The organism is Agromyces sp. NPDC057865 (assembly GCF_042796995.1).
GTDB lineage: Bacteria > Actinomycetota > Actinomycetes > Actinomycetales > Microbacteriaceae > Agromyces.
Window position 1 is genome coordinate 598,597 of sequence record NZ_JBHVMJ010000003.1, and the last position, 16,216, is coordinate 614,812.

General features: G+C 71.8%; 11 protein-coding genes. 5 read left to right on the forward strand and 6 right to left on the reverse strand.

What is annotated here, in order from left to right; translation table 11 throughout:
- Nucleotides 1-24 precede the first annotated feature (24 nt).
- Nucleotides 25-1,482 (reverse strand): MDR family MFS transporter, encoded by a 1,458-nt coding sequence (locus ACFVN5_RS15795; protein ID WP_376956192.1) that lies wholly within the window; start codon nt 1,480-1,482, stop codon nt 25-27.
- Between the two features lie 232 nt (nt 1,483-1,714).
- On the opposite strand from ACFVN5_RS15795, the gene ACFVN5_RS15800 reads away from it, so the two are divergent.
- Together ACFVN5_RS15800 and ACFVN5_RS15805 are read left to right on the forward strand one after the other, a co-directional pair.
- Nucleotides 1,715-2,728 (forward strand): serine/threonine-protein kinase, encoded by a 1,014-nt coding sequence (locus ACFVN5_RS15800; protein WP_376956193.1) that lies wholly within the window; start codon nt 1,715-1,717, stop codon nt 2,726-2,728.
- Nucleotides 2,729-2,786: 58 nt separating this feature from the next.
- Nucleotides 2,787-3,914 (forward strand): AI-2E family transporter, encoded by a 1,128-nt coding sequence (locus ACFVN5_RS15805; protein WP_376956194.1) that lies wholly within the window; start codon nt 2,787-2,789, stop codon nt 3,912-3,914.
- Between the two features lie 142 nt (nt 3,915-4,056).
- Here ACFVN5_RS15805 and ACFVN5_RS15810 read toward each other — a convergent pair whose 3' ends face one another.
- The 4 genes from ACFVN5_RS15810 to ACFVN5_RS15825 form a co-directional block, all read right to left on the reverse strand.
- Nucleotides 4,057-5,340, reverse strand: coding sequence for a sugar ABC transporter permease (locus ACFVN5_RS15810; protein ID WP_376956195.1), 1,284 nt, complete (start codon nt 5,338-5,340; stop codon nt 4,057-4,059).
- Nucleotides 5,337-6,110: an ATP-binding cassette domain-containing protein gene (locus ACFVN5_RS15815; protein WP_376956196.1), complete on the reverse strand. Its 774-nt coding sequence runs from the start codon at nt 6,108-6,110 to the stop codon at nt 5,337-5,339. The genes ACFVN5_RS15810 and ACFVN5_RS15815 overlap by 4 nt, the downstream gene beginning before the upstream one ends.
- A gap of 133 nt (nt 6,111-6,243) precedes the next feature.
- Nucleotides 6,244-7,305 (reverse strand): sugar ABC transporter substrate-binding protein, encoded by a 1,062-nt coding sequence (locus tag ACFVN5_RS15820; protein ID WP_376956197.1) that lies wholly within the window; start codon nt 7,303-7,305, stop codon nt 6,244-6,246.
- Nucleotides 7,306-7,642: 337 nt separating this feature from the next.
- The gene (locus tag ACFVN5_RS15825) at nt 7,643-8,959 is read right to left on the reverse strand and encodes a GNAT family N-acetyltransferase (RefSeq protein ID WP_376956198.1); all 1,317 of its coding nucleotides are present in this window, start codon (nt 8,957-8,959) and stop codon (nt 7,643-7,645) included.
- 45 nt (nt 8,960-9,004) lie between these two features.
- Here ACFVN5_RS15825 and ACFVN5_RS15830 point away from each other — a divergent pair, with 45 nt between their 5' ends.
- A complete protein-coding gene (locus tag ACFVN5_RS15830) occupies nt 9,005-10,774 on the forward strand; it encodes an ABC transporter ATP-binding protein (RefSeq protein ID WP_376956199.1) in 1,770 nt (589 codons plus the stop codon).
- Between the two features lie 33 nt (nt 10,775-10,807).
- On the opposite strand, the gene ACFVN5_RS15835 is transcribed toward ACFVN5_RS15830, so the two are convergent.
- A complete protein-coding gene (locus ACFVN5_RS15835) occupies nt 10,808-12,529 on the reverse strand; it encodes an FAD-dependent oxidoreductase (protein ID WP_376956200.1) in 1,722 nt (573 codons plus the stop codon).
- Between the two features lie 162 nt (nt 12,530-12,691).
- Between ACFVN5_RS15835 and ACFVN5_RS15840 the strand changes: the two genes are divergently transcribed.
- Together ACFVN5_RS15840 and ACFVN5_RS15845 are read left to right on the forward strand one after the other, a co-directional pair.
- Entirely contained in the window at nt 12,692-15,301 is a 2,610-nt protein-coding gene (locus tag ACFVN5_RS15840; protein ID WP_376956201.1) for an ATP-binding protein, read from the forward strand.
- Nucleotides 15,302-15,341: 40 nt separating this feature from the next.
- Nucleotides 15,342-16,208 carry a hypothetical protein gene (locus tag ACFVN5_RS15845; RefSeq protein WP_376956202.1) on the forward strand — a complete coding sequence of 289 codons (867 nt, stop codon included), beginning with the start codon at nt 15,342-15,344 and terminating at the stop codon, nt 16,206-16,208.
- The last annotated feature ends 8 nt before the right edge of the window (nt 16,209-16,216 follow it).

Consider the following 16,216-nt stretch of genomic DNA (forward strand, 5'->3'; position numbering starts at 1 on the left):
GCGGACGCTACTCGACGGCGGGCGCTACTCGACGACCGAAGCCCGCTCCGCCGGACGATGCTCGATGTCGTCGACGTGCGCGCGCGGCATCGCGACGGCGCCGGCGATCGTCGCGACGGCCGCGATCGCGACGCCGAGGAACACCGCGGCCGAGGCCCCCTGGATCGCAGCGGCGGAGTGGGCGCCGAGCCCCGAGGCGTCGATCATCGCGTTGGCGACCGCGCCGAAGATCGCGACGCCGACGGCGCTGCCCATCGAGCGGAGGAACATGTTCGCCCCCGTGACGACGCCGCGCTCCTCCCACGGCACCGACGACTGCGCGGCGATGAGCGTCGGGGAGGCCACGAGGCCGAGTCCGAGGCCGACGACGAAGCACGCGAGCGCGGTCGTCACCGGGTTCGGCACGAACGTCGCCGCGACGAGGGCGGCCGTGCCGAGGACGGCGATCCCGAGGCCGAGGAACGCGGTGTTGCGGAACCCGATGCGCAGGAACAGGCGCCCCGACTGCGACGCCGAGATCGGCCACCCGAGCGTGAGGGCGGCGACCGCGAGCCCGGAGATGAGCGGCGTCGCTCCCGCGGAGACCTCGAGGAACGTGGGCACGTACGACGTCAGGCCGATGAGCACCGCGCCCACGCCGAACGACATGAGCGAGGTCGTGAGGATGAGCCGCCGCGAGAACACCCAGAGCGGCAGCACGGGCTCGGCGGCCCGCCGCTCGATGAACACGAACGCGACGAGCAGGAGCGCCGCGATCGCGAACGCGGCGATGCTCTGCCACGAGTCCCACGCCCAGGCCTGGCCGCCCTCGAGCACGGCGAGGATCAGCAGCGTGAGCCCGACCGTGAGCACGGCTGCGCCCGCGATGTCGATGCGGTGCTTCTTGCGCTCCACCGTCTCGTGGTAGTTCCGGATGAGCATCCACGCCGCGAGGATGCTCAGCGGGATGTTGACGAAGAAGATCCAGCGCCAGGAGAGGAACTCGGCGAAGACGCCGCCGAGCGACGGTCCGATGACGGATGACGCGGCCCACACGCTCGCGATGTAGCCCTGCACGCGGGCGCGCTCGCGCACCGTGTAGATGTCACCCGTGATGGTGATCGACACGGGCAGGACGGCGCCCGCGCCGAGGCCCTGGATCGCGCGGAAGACGATGAGGGACGTCATGTCCCACGCGAAGCCCGCGAGGATCGAGCCGACGAGGAAGGTGCCGATGCCGACCAGGATGATCGGCTTCCGGCCGATCGTGTCGGCGAGCTTGGCGTAGACCGGCACCGAGACGGCCTGGGCGAGCAGGTAGATCGAGAACAGCCAGGGGAACTGGGCGAAGCCGCCGATGTCCGCCACGATCGAGGGCACCGCCGTCGCGAGGATCGTCGCCTCGATCGCGACGAGCCCGGTGCACAGCATCAGCGCGATCAGCACCGGCCCGCGTTCGGAGCGGAATCCCACGGCGGTCTGCTCGGTCACGTTCCTCCTCATCGCCGCGGCTCGCTCGTGTCGGGCGCGATGAAGCGCCCCACACCGAAGAGACAACGCGTCGGACCGGGATCCATTCCCGCTTCGCGGCATCCGATTCGCCGGCCCGCACGCACGTCGCGACCTGCCCTGTCAAGGGGATCCGCCCGATGACCGGGTCGGACAGACTGTCGTGTACGCATGGATGACCCGTGTGGTGCGCCACCCGAGACGACGTACGACCACAGGAGCCCACGTGAACGACCCGTACCCGGCCGATCCGGCGACCGCCGCCGCGTCGCGCCATCGCTACGACTTCCTCGATCACCTCGGCTCCGGCGGCATGGCCGACGTCTACCGTGCGCGCGACACCGAGCTCGGTCGCGACGTCGCGATCAAGGTGTTCCGCGACGACGACGGGACCATCGCCGACCGGCAGCGCCAGGAGCGCGAGATCCACCTGCTCGGCACGCTGAACCACCCCGGGCTCGTCGGCGTCCACGATGCCGGCACGCTCGTGCATGACGGCCACCCGCGTCGGTTCATCGTCATGGAGCTCGTCGAGGGTCGTTCGCTCGCGCACCGCCTGGCCCGGTCGCCCATGAAGCCCCGCCAGGTCGCGGACATCGGCGCGCAGCTGGCCGACGCACTCAGCTACGTGCACGCACGATCGATCGTGCACCGCGACGTCAAGCCCGAGAACGTGCTGCTCGACGAGACGCCCGCGCTCGGCTACACGCTGCTCGCGAAGCTCGCCGATTTCGGCGTCGCGCAGTTCGTCGACGGATCCCGTCTCACGAGCGACGGCGCCATCATGGGCACGGCGGGCTACATCTCGCCCGAGCAGGTTCGAGGCGATGAGATCGGCACGCCGACCGACGTGTACTCGCTCGGGCTCGTGCTCCTCGAGTCCCTGCGCGGCGAGCGGGAGTACACCGGCAGCGCCATCGAGGCGGCGCTCGCGCGGCTGCACCGGCCGCCCGCGATCCCCGAGGAGCTGCCCGAGGACTGGCGCGCGCTGCTCCGGGCGATGACCGACGACGACCCGGCGAAGCGGCCCACGGCGCACGACGTCGCCGCGACGTTGCGCGACATCATCCGGTCGATGATCTCCGAGGGGCGCGGCAAGCACGAGCGCGGACGCCGCACAGGGAGGGCCAGTCGTCCGACCGCCGCGCGCACCGCGGTGCTGGCCAGCTCGGTGATCGGCGGGGCCGTCGTGCTCGTCGTCACGGTCGTCGGGGCGGTCCTCGGTGCCGGAGCGCTCTGACGCCGCCACACCGGCGCGGCGCGAGGCGCCCGCGCGCGGAGCGCGTAGCGTCACTCGCATGTGGAGACGCAGGCAGGCCCCGGTCGTCGATCCGCCGCCGGTCGCCGAGATCACGACGGATGCCGACGTACAGGCCCCCGAGGTGAAGATCCACGCGTTCCGCATCGGTTTCGTGGGCGCGATCGGCGTGCTCCTCGCGCTCCTGCTCGGCGGCATCGTCGGCCAGCTCGGCACGGTGATCCTCTACGTCGCGCTGGCCCTGTTCCTCGCCCTCGGGCTCGACCCGGTCGTGAGCTGGCTGCAGCGACACGACGTGCCGCGCTGGCTGGCCATCCTGCTCGTGTTCGTCGTGGTGATCGGCCTGTTCGTCGCCCTCATCGCCACCATCGTGCCGATCGTCGTCGAACAGACCACGAAGATCATCGACGATTGGGACTCGATCGTCGAGGGCGTGCAGAACAGCGACTTCGTGGCGTGGATCGCATCCATCGGCGGCGAGGGCCTGAGCCTCGACGCCGCGATCAACTCGGCGGTGGACTGGCTCGGCGACCCCGCCAACCTCGGCGCCCTCACGGGCGGCATCCTCGCGGTCGGAGCCGGCATCGCGGGCGGCCTCACCGGCGCGGTGATCGTGCTGATCCTCACGCTCTACTTCCTCGCCTCGCTCGACGCGATGAAGCGCTACTCCTCGCGGTTCGTACCGGCGAGCCACCGCCCGCAGTTCCGGTCGGTGGCCGAGGAGGTCACGGGGTCGGTCGGCCGGTACGTCATCGGACAGGTGAGCCTCGCGTCCATCAACGGCGTCCTGAGCCTCATCTACCTGTCGATCATCGGTGCGCCCTTCCCGATCCTGCTCGCGTTCATCGCCTTCCTCGCCTCGCTCGTGCCGCTCGTCGGCACGCTGACGGGTGCGATCATCATCACGCTCACGTGCCTCACGGCATCGCCGGCGACCGCGATCGCCGCGGGCATCTACTACCTCATCTACATGCAGGTCGAGGCCTACGTGCTGAGCCCGCGCATCATGAACCGCGCGGTGGCCGTGCCGGGCGCACTCGTCGTGATCGCGGCCGTGGCGGGCGGCACACTCGGCGGCGTGCTCGGCGCGCTCGTCGCGATCCCGGTCGCGGCGTCGCTCATCATCATCGTCGAGAAGGTGATCTTCCCGCGTCAGGACGCGATCTAGTCCTGTCCGGCCGCCCCCGGCGTCGGCGAGCCCGCTCGAACGCTGCGGCCGGCGGTGCGAGCGGTCGCCTGCCGCCCCTGGACATGACGGATGCCGCGACGCGGCGTCGCGGCATCCATCGTGCTGACCGGGGTGAAGGCGGTCAGGTTCGGAGGACCGAGCCGCCGGCGCGGACGCGGCTGAGGGCGTCGACGGTGGCGGCGAGGATGAGGACGCTGCCGGTGACGACGAGGTTCACGCCCGCGGGCAGGTTGAGCAGGCCGAGGCCGTTCGTGATCACGGCGATCACGAGCGCGCCGATCGCGGCGTGCATGAGCCGGCCGCGTCCGCCGAAGAGGCTGACGCCGCCGACGACCGCGGCCGCGACGCCGGACAGGACGATCTCGCGTCCGGCGGCGGCGTCGACCGAGCCGACCTTGCTGATCGAGAACAGGCCCGACACGACCGCGAGGGTGGAGCAGCAGATGAACGCGGTCCAGCGGATCAGCATGACCTTCACGCCCGAGCGACGGGCCGCCTCGGCGTTGCCGCCGATCGCGTAGAGGTAGCGGCCGTACCGCGTGCGGTCGAGGACGAACGTGCCGATCCAGAGGATGACGAGCACGATCGGGACGACGATCGGGACGCCCTCGACCACGCCGACGGACTGTCCGCGGTCGCGGCTGAGGATCGCGATCGCGGCGCCGCCGACGACGGCGATCACGCCGAGCTTGATCCACACGAGCGAGATGGTGCGGTTCGCGACGCCGGCCCGCTTGCGGCGGGCGCGGTCCCAGAAGGACGTCGCCGCGGACACGGCGAGGATCACGGCGAGCATGGCCCAGCCCGCCCAGACGGGCATGTTCGAGTTCTGGATCGCGGTGATCTCGGGGATCTGCACCCGGTAGAGCCCCCCCGCGCCGATGATCCAGAGCGTGATGCCCTGGTAGCCGAGGAATAGGCCCAAAGTCACCACGAACGATGGGATGCCGACCCTCGCGACGAAGAACCCGATGAACGTGCCGGTGAGGATGCCCACCAGGAACGCGACCGCCAGCGCGATCGGCCACGGCACGCCGTTCACGTTCACGAGCACGATGAACAGCGCCATGGTCATGCCGGACGTGACGCCCGCGGACAGGTCGATCTCGCCGAGCAGGAGCACGAACACGAGCGCCATGCCGAGCATGACGAGGGTCGCGGCCTGGGTGAGCAGGTTCGCGAAGTTCCGCTCGGTGAGGAAGAACGGGCTGAGGAAGCTGAACAGGATGGTCAGCACGACGAACCCGCCGACCGCGGGCAGGGCGCCCATGTCGCCGGAGCGCAGGCGCTGGATGTACGCGCGGACCTGGTCGGCGAGCGATCCCTCCTGGCCGGAGCCGATGCGGTCGGCCGCGACGTCGGTCACCGACGTGTCGGGTGCCGGCGACGTCTTCTGCGTGCTCATGCGGTCGCTCCCTGCGGCGTCTTCGCGCCGGTGATGTAGCCGACGACGTCGTCGCGGGTGGTCTGGTCCGCGTCGAGGGTCGCGACCATCTGCCCGAGGTACAGGACGCTGATGTAGTCGGCGACCTCGAACACGTCGGCGAGGTTGTGGCTGATGATGATGACCGCGACGCCCTGCTCCGCGAGGCGCTGCACGAGGTGCAGGACCTGCTCGGTCTGCGCGACGCCCAGGGCCGCGGTCGGCTCGTCGAGGATCACGAGGCGCGCCTTCTTCAGCACCGCGCGGGCGATGGCGACGGTCTGACGCTGGCCGCCCGAGAGGCTGGACACCTTCTGCCGCACCGACTTCACCGTGCGCACCGACAGCGAACGGAGCGTGTCGGACGCGTCGCGTTCCATGCGGCCCTCGTCGAACGTGCCCCACTCCGTCTCCTCGCGACCGAGGAACATGTTCTGCACGATGTCGAGGTTGTCGCACAGTGCGAGGTCCTGGTACACGACCTCGATGCCCAGGCGGGCCGCGTCGCGCGGGGTGTGCAGGTTCACCGGCTCGCCGTCGAACCGCACCACGCCGTCGTCGTACGGCTGCACGCCGGCGAGCCCCTTGATCAGGGTCGACTTGCCCGCGCCGTTGTCACCCACCAGCGCGGTGACCTTGCCCGGGTAGGCCCGGAGGTCGACGCCCTTCAACACGCTCACGGGACCGAAGCTCTTCACGACCCCTTCGAGCTCGATGATCGGCGTTCCGGCGCCGTCCCTGCTCGCATCCATGCCGCTTCCTTTCGACGACGACGCTGTCTGGCTCTCAGTGTGGCACTCGGGAGCCGAGGCCGGGAGGGGGAGATCGGGCCCCGGGCCCGGCGGTCGCCCGCCGGGGCCCGAGGCCCGGATCAGAGGTTGCGTACTACTGGATGCCGAACTCGGTGCACTTGGCCGCGACCTCGCCCTGGCAGAGCTCGGACGCGTCCGCGTCGCCGGCGTCGACGACGTCCTTCACCTTGTCGGGTCCGACCAGCTGAGGCGTGACCGCGATGTACGGCGTGCCGTCCTCGAGCTCCTGGTCCGCCGTCGGCGTCTCGCCGCCGAGCAGCTTCGTGGCCAGGTCGACGGCCGCGTCGGCCTCGAGCTTGATCGGCTTGTAGACCGTGGCGGTCTGCTTGCCGAGCAGCACGTTCTGCAGGCCGGCGATGGACGCGTCCTGACCCGAGACCGGAACGACGAGGCCGTTCTTGTCGAGGATCGTGATCACGCCCGCGGCGTTCGTGTCGTTGGCGACCCACACCGCGTCGACCTTGCCGCCGAGCGAGGTCAGCGCCTGCTCGAAGTTGGTCGCGGACTTCTCGCCGTCCCACACGCCCGGAGGCTCGGCGGCCGGCTTGATCCCAGCGGCCTCCATGACCTCGACGGCGCCGTCGTGGAACATCTTCGCGTTGCCGTCGGCGGGGTCACCGCCCATGTACACGACGACTGCGGTCTTCGGGTCCTTGCCGGCAGCGGCCAGGCCGTCGACGATCGACTGGCCCTCGAGACGCCCGACCTCGGCGTTGTCGAACGACACGTAGTAGTCGGCGCCCTCGATCGGGCGGTCGTAGGCGATGACCGGGATGCCCTCGGCCTTGGCCTTCTCGGCCACGGCGGCGCCTGCGCCGTTGTAGTCCACGAGCAGCATGACGCCGCAGCCCTTGCTGAGCTGCTGGTCCGCGATCGTGGCGTACTTGTTGGTGTCACCCTGCGCGTTCTGGATATCAGTCTCGAACCCGGCGGCCGCGAGGCCGTCCTCCAGGTACGGACGGTCGTTGTTCTCCCAGCGCGGTGACGACGCGGCATCGGGCAGGATCACGCATGCGCGCGACGCCGCCTCGGCACTCCCCGTCTCGCCGCCGGAACCACCGCTCGAACACGCCGCCAGCAGCAGCGCCGAAACCCCGGCGACCGCAGCGACAGAGACCAATGAAGACGTCTTCATGGCTCTCCCCTTCTTCAAGGTTGAGGTCGACCCCTCCGGGTACCCCCGTCGTCCTCGGCGGCGGCACTGTCATCATGCGCCCAAATGTCCTGACGCCGAACAAAAGGTTGATAACACTTCCGTAACTTACTGACGAGACAGTAAGTGAGCGTTCCGTGGGAATCCGGGGGCGCAGGGGGAGCGCTCTCACGCAAGCCCCCCGGACTGGGGTGGAGTGGCCGCGATCGGAATCCGCTTACCGCCCGCTGGGGCCTGTTCCGCGAATCCGGCGACAGGGGTCAGGGGTCAGGCGTGATCAGGGGTCGGGCTGCGCGAGCGACGCGGGCGGCGCCCGCGCTCAGAACCAGATGCTGAGGTGCGGCGTCCGCTCGGAGGCGAACATGCGGTCGGCGAGCACGAGCGAGCGCGGCGCGGTCTCCGTGATGCGGGCGGCACGGGCGAGCAGCGACGGCCGCACGCCGCCGAGGTAGATCGCCCCGAGCTCCTCGATGCCGAGCCGCAGGCCGGGGCCCGTGGCATCCGAGGCCTCGATCGGCTCGACCTCGGCCCGGCCGCGATCGTCGATCGTGAGGCGGAACCGGCCGCGCGCATGACGCAGGGCGTCGGACACGTCGAGGACGAGCGTGCCGGAGGTGCCGTAGCGGCGGGCGCGCAGCGCCTCGATCGGGTCGAGGATGCGCACCCAGAGGTGGTCGTCGACGTCGGTCACGCTCACGGCGCGCGGGTCTTCGAGGAGCCACGGCAGCGGCTCGTCGACCGAGCGGAGCCGGGCCCGGACGCCCGTGACGAAGTCCTGCTCGATGAGGAAGCGCCAGAGCGCGCGCTCGGCGTCGTCGGTCGCCGCGACGAGGAAGTCGAACTCGAGGAAGCCGGGCTGGTTCGGCTCGCGCGCGATGCGGTAGGCCGCGAAGCCCTGGGCCTGCCCGTGCTCGTCGTCGTACCGCACGGCGCGGATCGAGCGGGCGCCGTCGCCGTCGGGGTCGACGAGTCCGAGGGCGCGATCGAGGATCCCGGGCCAGCGGTCGATCTCACCCGGCGTGCGGGAGACGGCGCGGCGCGCGATGGCCGGCGCCGCCTCGCGCAGGTCGGATGCCGCGACGAAGTGCACGCGGCCCGGGGCATCCGGCCCGACCCAGTGGGTGCGTCGGCGGTCGACGGTGATCGTCGCGGCCTTCGCGGCGGGCGCGAACCCGAAGCGGCCGTAGATGGTGGCCTCGGTCGCCGTGAGCATGGCGACAGCGGCGCCGGCGGCGCGTGCGTTCGCGAGTTCGCCCTCCATGAGGGCGCGGGCGATGCCGCGGCGCCGATGCGTGGGGGAGACGGTGACGGCGCTCACAGCCCACGCGTCGACGCTGCGTCCGCCGGGCACGCTCAGCCCCGTCGGCCACGCGTCGACCGTGGCCACGGGGATCTCGGGCTGGGCGGCGGTCGGGTCGTAGACCCCGTGCACGCGGCGCTCGGAAGCCACGGAGAGGTCGTAGTCGCGGTCGACGTCGCGGGGTCGTCCGTGATGGAAGCCGCGGTTCTCCGCCTCGATCCAGGCGTGCATCGCGTCGCGGTCCGCCGGGTCGAGCAGGCGGTATTCGAGCCCGTTCCGTGCGAGCGCGGCGGATGCTGCGGAGTCGAGCGGGATGCTACGGGGATCGAACGGCATCCCGCCAGCGTAGCGACCGAGGCTGATCGACGGCACAATGGAGGCATGACCGGGCAAACGCTTTCCCAGATCGAGCACGCCATCGACGGGCGGCATCCGCTGCGGTCCATGCTGCGCCTGCTCGACCTGCATCGCGGGCGCGTGCTCGCGGCGATCGGCTTCTTCGCGCTGAAGGACACGCCGCTCTGGCTGCTGCCCGTCGTCACGGCCGGGGTCATCGACGTGGTCGTCGCGGGCGGCCCGCTCTCGACGCTCGCCATCTGGGCGGGCGTCGCGCTCGTGGCGCTGCTGCAGAACTACCCGAACCACGTCGCGTACACGCGCCTCTTCATGGGCGCGGTTCGCTCGACCGGCGCCGACCTGCGGAACGCGCTCGCGGCGCGCCTCCAGTCGCTCTCGATCGGCTTCCACTCGCGGGCGAACTCCGCGATCGTGCAGACGAAGGTCGTGCGCGACGTCGAGAACGTGGAGGTCATGCTGCAGCAGACGGCGCATCCGCTGCTCTCGGCGACCATGGTGCTCATCGGCGCGATCGTCATGACGGCGATCAACGTGCCCGCCTTCCTGCCCGTGTACGCGCTCGCGATCCCGCTGGCCGTGCTGTTGCGCGCGATCCTCAACCGCCGCAGCGCCGCCCGCAACGAGACGTTCCGCCGTGAGGTCGAGCAGTTCTCCGCCCGGGTCGGCGAGATGGCGACGCTCATGCCGATCACGCGTGCCCACGGCCTCGAGCAGACCGCGGTGCGCCGGGTCGCGCACAGCGCCGAGGGCGTGCGCACCGCGGGGTTCGCGCTCGACCTGCTCAACGGTCGGTTCGCGTCGCTGTCGTGGGTGAGCCTGCAGCTGCTGGGGGTCGGATGCCTCGTGCTCGCCGCCTGGATCTCGATCACGGGGTTCATCCCCATCACGCCCGGCCAGGTGGTGCTGCTGAGCTCGTACTTCGCGCTGCTCACCGGCGCGGCCACCAACCTGCTCATGCTGCTGCCCGTCATCGCGCGCGGCACCGAGTCGATCCGCTCGATCGCCGAGGTCGTGCAGGAGCCCGACCTCGAGTTCAACGAGGGCAAGCGCGCGGTGGCCGACGTGCGTGGCGGCATCCGCCTCGACCGCGTGCAGTACCGCTACGACCTCGGGATCCCGCCCGCGCTCGACGACGTCTCGCTCGACATCCGGCCCGGGGAGACGATCGCCTTCGTCGGGTCGTCGGGCTCGGGCAAGTCGACGCTGCTCAACCTCGTGCTCGGGTTCCTCCGGCCCACCCGCGGGCAGGTGCTGCTCGACGGCATCGACATGGAGGAGCTCGACCTTCGCACGTTCCGCCGCTTCGCATCGGTCGTGCCGCAGGAGTCGGTGCTCTTCGAGGGGACGATCCGCGAGAACATCGTCTACGGCCTCGGCGAGGTGAGCGACGAGCGCGTACTCGCGGCGCTGCGCGACGCCAACGCGCTCGAGATCGTCGAGGCGCAGCCCGAGGGATGGGACACGGTCGTCGGCGAGCGGGGCGCCCGGCTCTCGGGCGGACAGCGCCAGCGGCTGTCGATCGCGCGAGCGCTCGTGCGCGACCCGCGCGTGCTGCTGCTCGACGAGGCGACGAGCGCGCTCGACCCCGAGTCCGAGGCGAAGATCAAGGGCGCGCTCGAACACCTCATGCGCGGGCGCACGACGCTCGTCGTCGCGCACCGGCTCTCGACGATCCGCAGCGCCGACCGCATCGTCGTGCTCGAGCGCGGACGCGTCGTCGAGGTCGGCTCGCACGACGAGCTGCTCGCGGCGGGCGGGCGGTACGCCGAGCTCGACCGGGTGCAGTCGGCGTAGCGCGGAAGCCGGCGCCGGCGCGCGTCCGAGCGTTCAGCCGCCGGTGTGCGGCCCGAGGTGCTGGTGCACGGTCGAGATCACGACCGAGCCCTCGCCGACGGCCGAGGCCACGCGCTTGATCGAGCCGCGCCGCACGTCGCCCACCGCGAAGAAGCCGGGCATCGACGACTCGAGCGGGTACGGGTCGCGGCCGCTCCCGAGCCAGGCGCGTCGTCCGCCCTCCTCGAGCACCTCGGGGCCGGTGATCACCGAGCCCCACTGGTCGCGCAGCACTTCGGGCGGCAGCCACTCGGTGTGCGGGCGCGCCCCGATGGTGACGAAGACGGCGTCGGCGGGCACCGAGACGCGCTCGCCCGAGTCCGACCGCTCGAGCACGACGTGGTCGAGCCGGTCGACGTCGTGGGTGGCGCCGGCGTCGACGACGTGGGAGCCCGTGATGAGGCCGACGCCCGCGGCATCCAGCTGGTCGATAAGGTACTGCGACATGCTCGCCGCGAGCGACGGCCCGCGCACCACGAGCGACACCGATTTCGCGTAGCGGGCGAGGTGCAGCGCCGCCTGCCCGGCGGAGTTGCCGCCGCCGACCACGAGCACGTCGCGATCGGTCTGCGCGCGCGCCTCGACGGAGGAGGCGCCGTAGAACACGGAGGAGCCGACGAACGGCGCCAGCCCGGGCGCCGCGAGTCGCCGGTAGGTCACGCCCGTCGCGAGCACCACCGCGCGGGCCCGCACGACGTCGGCCGCCGCGCCGTTGGCCCCGGCCGCCGAGACGGCGAGCTCGAACCCGTCGTCGACCCTGCGCACGGCGGTGACGCGGCGCGTGTGCGCGAAGCGTGCGCCGAAGACCCAGGCCTGCTGGTACGCGCGCTGCGCGAGCTCGGAGCCGGAGACCCCGCGAGAGAAGCCGAGGTAGTTGCGGATGAGCGAGCTCGAGCCGGCCTGCCCGCCGATCGACTCGCCCTCGAGCACGAGCGTGTCGAGTCCCTCCGACGAGGCGTACACCGCCGCGGCGAGGCCTGCCGGACCCGCGCCGATGACGACCACGTCGACGGGCTCGTCGGGCAACGACGTCGTGAGCCCGTATGCGCGGGCGAGCTCCGCGTCGTCGGGGTCGACGAGCACGCGGCCGTCGGCCGTGCGCACGAGCGGCACGCCGGTGTAGGTCACGCCCGCGGCATCCAGCATCGCCACCGCGTCGTCGGCCGAGGGATCGAGGTGGTCGGCCGGCACGCCCGCCCGCGCGAGGCGGTTGCGCAGCTCGTGCGTGCGCGGCTGCGAGACGTCGCCGATGACCGTGTAGGCGCGGTGGCGCTTGCCGGCCGCGGCCTCGTGCTCGCGCAGGAAGTCGGTGATCGCCCGGTGGAACGACTCGTCGGGCGAGTGCGTCGGCCGCACCACGTAGTAGTCGATCTGCACGTGCGTCATGAGCTGGAGCACCGCGTCGGACGTGACCCGGTCGGCCCACGAGCCCCACTCGATCACCAGGCCGCGGCGCACGTCGGGGAAGCGGCGGCGGGCTGCGGCGAACACGCTCTCGTGGTCGTCGACCGGGGACGCGTCATCCGACAGCACGAGCGCCATGCTCCCGCCCTCGGTCGCGAGCTCCTCGATCGCCGCGACCGCGCTCGCCGGGCCGTCGGCCTCGACCACCCGGTAGTCGTCGGCGTAGCGTCGGCGCAGCGGCTCGAGCAACGAGGCGCGCACGCCCTCGTCGGCCGACACGACGAGGATCACCGGTGGGCCGGCGGAGTGCACCCGAGCATCCATTCGACTCCCCCCGGAGCGGCGCGACGAGCGGCGGAAGGCCGCCACGGCGCCACTGTACCGCCGGGCCGCGGCGAGCCGCCAGCATGCCCGACGAGCCAGCCCCGTGCTGGGTATTTACAGGCGGATGCCGCGGGGAACAGACTCGAAGGCATGAGCCCCGCCGATCCGGCGATCCGCACGCCAGACCAGCGACTGCGCGTGTTCGTGAGCTCCACGCTCAGGGAGCTCGCGCCCGAGCGCCGCGCCGTCCGCGCCGCGATCGAGCAGCTCAACCTCGCGCCCGTGATGTTCGAGCTCGGCGCGCGGCCGCATCCGCCGCGCGACCTCTACCGCGCCTACCTCGCGCAGAGCGACATCTTCGTCGGACTCTACGGCGAGCAGTACGGCTGGGTCGCGCCGGGGGAGGAGATCTCGGGGCTGGAGGACGAGTACCGCCTCTCGCCGGCGGGCATGCCGAAGCTCGTGTACGTGAAGGACGACGGCGATCGCGAGCCGCGCCTGCGCGAGCTCCTCGACCGCATCAAGGCCGACGACCGCTCGTCGTACGTGCACTTCGCCGACGCCGAGGAGCTCGCGGAGCTCGTGCGCGGCGACCTCGCGACGCTGCTCGCCGAGCGGTTCGCGCGCGCGGCCGAGCCCACCGGGACGCCGTTCGCGTCGATGGACGGCACGGTCGAGCTCCCCTCGTCGCTGACGTCGCTCATCGGGCGCGACCGCGAGGTCGCCACCGTCGCCGAGCTGCTCGCCGACGACGACGTGCGGCTCGTCACCCTGACCGGCCCCGGCGGCATCGGCAAGAGCCGGCTCTCGATCGAGGCCGCGAACCGCGTGCGCGACCGGTTCCCCGGCGGCATCGCATTCGTCGACCTGGCGCCCGTCACCGACCCGTCGCTCGTGTCCGCCGCCATCGCGAACGCCCTCGGCATCATCGACAACGGCGACGGCACGCTCGACGAGAAGCTGCGCATGGCCGTGCGCGACCGCCGCCTGCTGCTGCTGCTCGACAACGTCGAGCAGGTCGTCGACGCTGCGCCGGTCATCCGCGCGCTGCTGGCGGATGCCCCGCACCTCACGGTGCTCGCCACGAGCCGAATCCTCCTCCGCATCAGCGGCGAGCACGGCGTCGAGCTCGGCCCGCTCGTCCTTCCCGACATGCATCGCGGCACGACCGTCGCGCGGGCGCTCGCCACGCCGTCGGTCGCGCTCTTCGTGCAGCGCGTGCGGGCGGCGAAGCCCGACTTCGAGCTCACGGCCGAGAACGTGGAGGACGTCGAGCGCATCGTGATCGCCCTCGACGGGGTGCCTCTCGCGCTCGAGCTGGCCGCCGCGCGCGGCCGCGTGCTGACGCCGTCCGAGCTCCTCGACCGGCTCGACCAGCGCCTGCTGGTGCTCGGCGGCGGCGCCCGCGACCTGCCCGAGCGGCAGCGCACGATCCGCTCCACGATCGAGTGGAGCACGCAGCTGCTCACGGCGACCCAGCAGGAGCTGCTCGCCCGCCTCGGCGTCTTCTCGGGGGTGTTCACGCTCGACGCCGTCGAATGGCTCGGCGAGGGCATCCCCGACGCCGATACGCTCGACGACCTCGCCGCGCTCGTCGACGGGAGCCTCGTGCGGCAGCAGGACCGTGGCGATCGCGCGGTGTTCAGCATGCTCTCGACCGTGCGGGAGTACGCCCGCGACCGGCTCGACGGTCGCGAGGACCTGCGCGAGCTGCGCGACCGGCACGCCCAGTACTACGTGCGACTCGGCGAGCAGGCCGAGTACGAGCTCGAGGGCGCCACGCAGCTGGCGTGGATCGCGCGCCTCGCCGAGGAGGACGACAACCTGCGCGCCGCCGTGCGGCACCTGCTCGACACGCGGCAGTGGTCGATCGCGGCGCACTTCACGTGGACGCTCTACGTCTACTGGTGGGTCGACGGCCACCTCGGCGAGGTGCACGCCTGGATGCAGGAGGTGCTCGACTCCGGCGACGAGCTCGACACCCCGACGCGCGCGCGGGCCCTCTACTTCACGCGTGCGATCGGGTTCTGGCAGGACCCCGACGAGCTCCTCGTGCCGGGACTCGGCGAGAGCGCCGCGCTGTTCCAGACCGAGGGAGAGCGGTCGGGGGAGGCGCTCGCGCTCATCTCGCTCGCCCTCGCGCTGCTGGCGTCGCGCGAGCCCGACGTCGGACGGGCCGGCGAGGCGCTGCAGGGCAGCCTCGGCCTGTTCCGCGAGGCCGACGACAACTGGGGCGAGGCGATGGCCCTCGTCACGATCGGGCGGGTCTCGCTCCTCAGTCGCGACGTCCGCGGGGCGCTCGAACGCTTCCGGGAGAGCCTCGCCGTGGCGCAGCGGCAGCACGACGCCCTCGGCGAGGCGATCGCGCTCCACCACCTCGGCTGGGCGGAGCTGCTGCTCGGCGACTTCGCCGTCGCTCGCGACTGCTTCGAGGAGAGCCTCAGCGAGTCGACGCGACTGCATCACGACGACGGCGTCGCGTACGGGCTCGAGGGACTCACGGCGGTCGCCGCGGCTGCGGGCGACCTCGCGCGCGCAGGCACGCTGCTCGGCGCCGCGCAGATCGTCCGCGAACGCACGGGCCTGTACAACGCGCCGTCGTTCTCGTTCCACCAGCAGTTCGTCGATCCCATCCTCGCGGGCGAGGGCCGCGAGGAGTTCGAGGCCGCCCGCGCGCGCGGGCGCCGCATGCACGTCGACGACGCGGTCGCGTTCGCGCTGCAGCACGAGCCGGCGGATGCCGCGGCATCCGCCCCCTGATCATCGAGCCCCGCGGCATCCGCCCCACCGAGGAGGGACCATGAGCGAGACGGCACCCGGCACCGACGCCCCCGAGCGTCACCGCTCCGGACCCGAGGACCGCGTGCTCCCGTTCACCCGGGTGCTCGCGTTCGTCATCATCCCGTTCCTGGTCGCGGCGGCGTTCCTGCTGCTGGTGCTGCCCGGCGCCACCGAGCAGCACTTCGCGTGGACCATCCAGCCGCCCGTGACCGCGATGCTCCTCGGCTCGGCGTACGCGGGCGGGATCTGGTTCTTCGTGCAGGTCGCGGTGCAGCGGCGCTGGCACCGGGTGCGGCACGGCTTCCCCGCAGTGCTGGTGTTCGCGACGCTGCTCGCGATCGCCACGTTCCTGCACTGGGATCGCTTCCACTTCGGGCACATCTCGTTCATCACCTGGGTGGCGCTCTACATCTCGACCCCCGTGCTCGTGCTCGTGGCGCTCGTCCTGAACCTCCGCCAGGACGACGGGATGCCCGAGGGAGACGACATCGAGATCCCCGGGCCTTGGCGGTACGTGCTCGCGCTCGTCGGCGCGGCATCCACCGTGACCGGGCTCGTGCTCTTCATCGTGCCGTCGCTGCTCATCGGCTCGTGGGCGTGGGAGGTCACGCCCCTCACCGCGCGCGTCGTCGGCGCGGTGCTCACGCTGCCCGGCCTCGTGAACGTGTGGATGCTCTGGGACGACCGCTGGTCGGCGTTCCGCCGCGTGTTCCAGGCGCAGCTGGTGAGCCTCGCCTGCATCCTGCTCGCGATCGCCGTGCGCCTGGCCGACTTCGACTGGAACCGGCCGAGCGCGTGGTTCTTCGCGATCGGGATCGTCGTGTCCGCCGGCGTCTACGCACTCTTCTACTTCTCGCTCGAGCGACGCGCCACGCGTAGCGTGTAGGCGGGAGA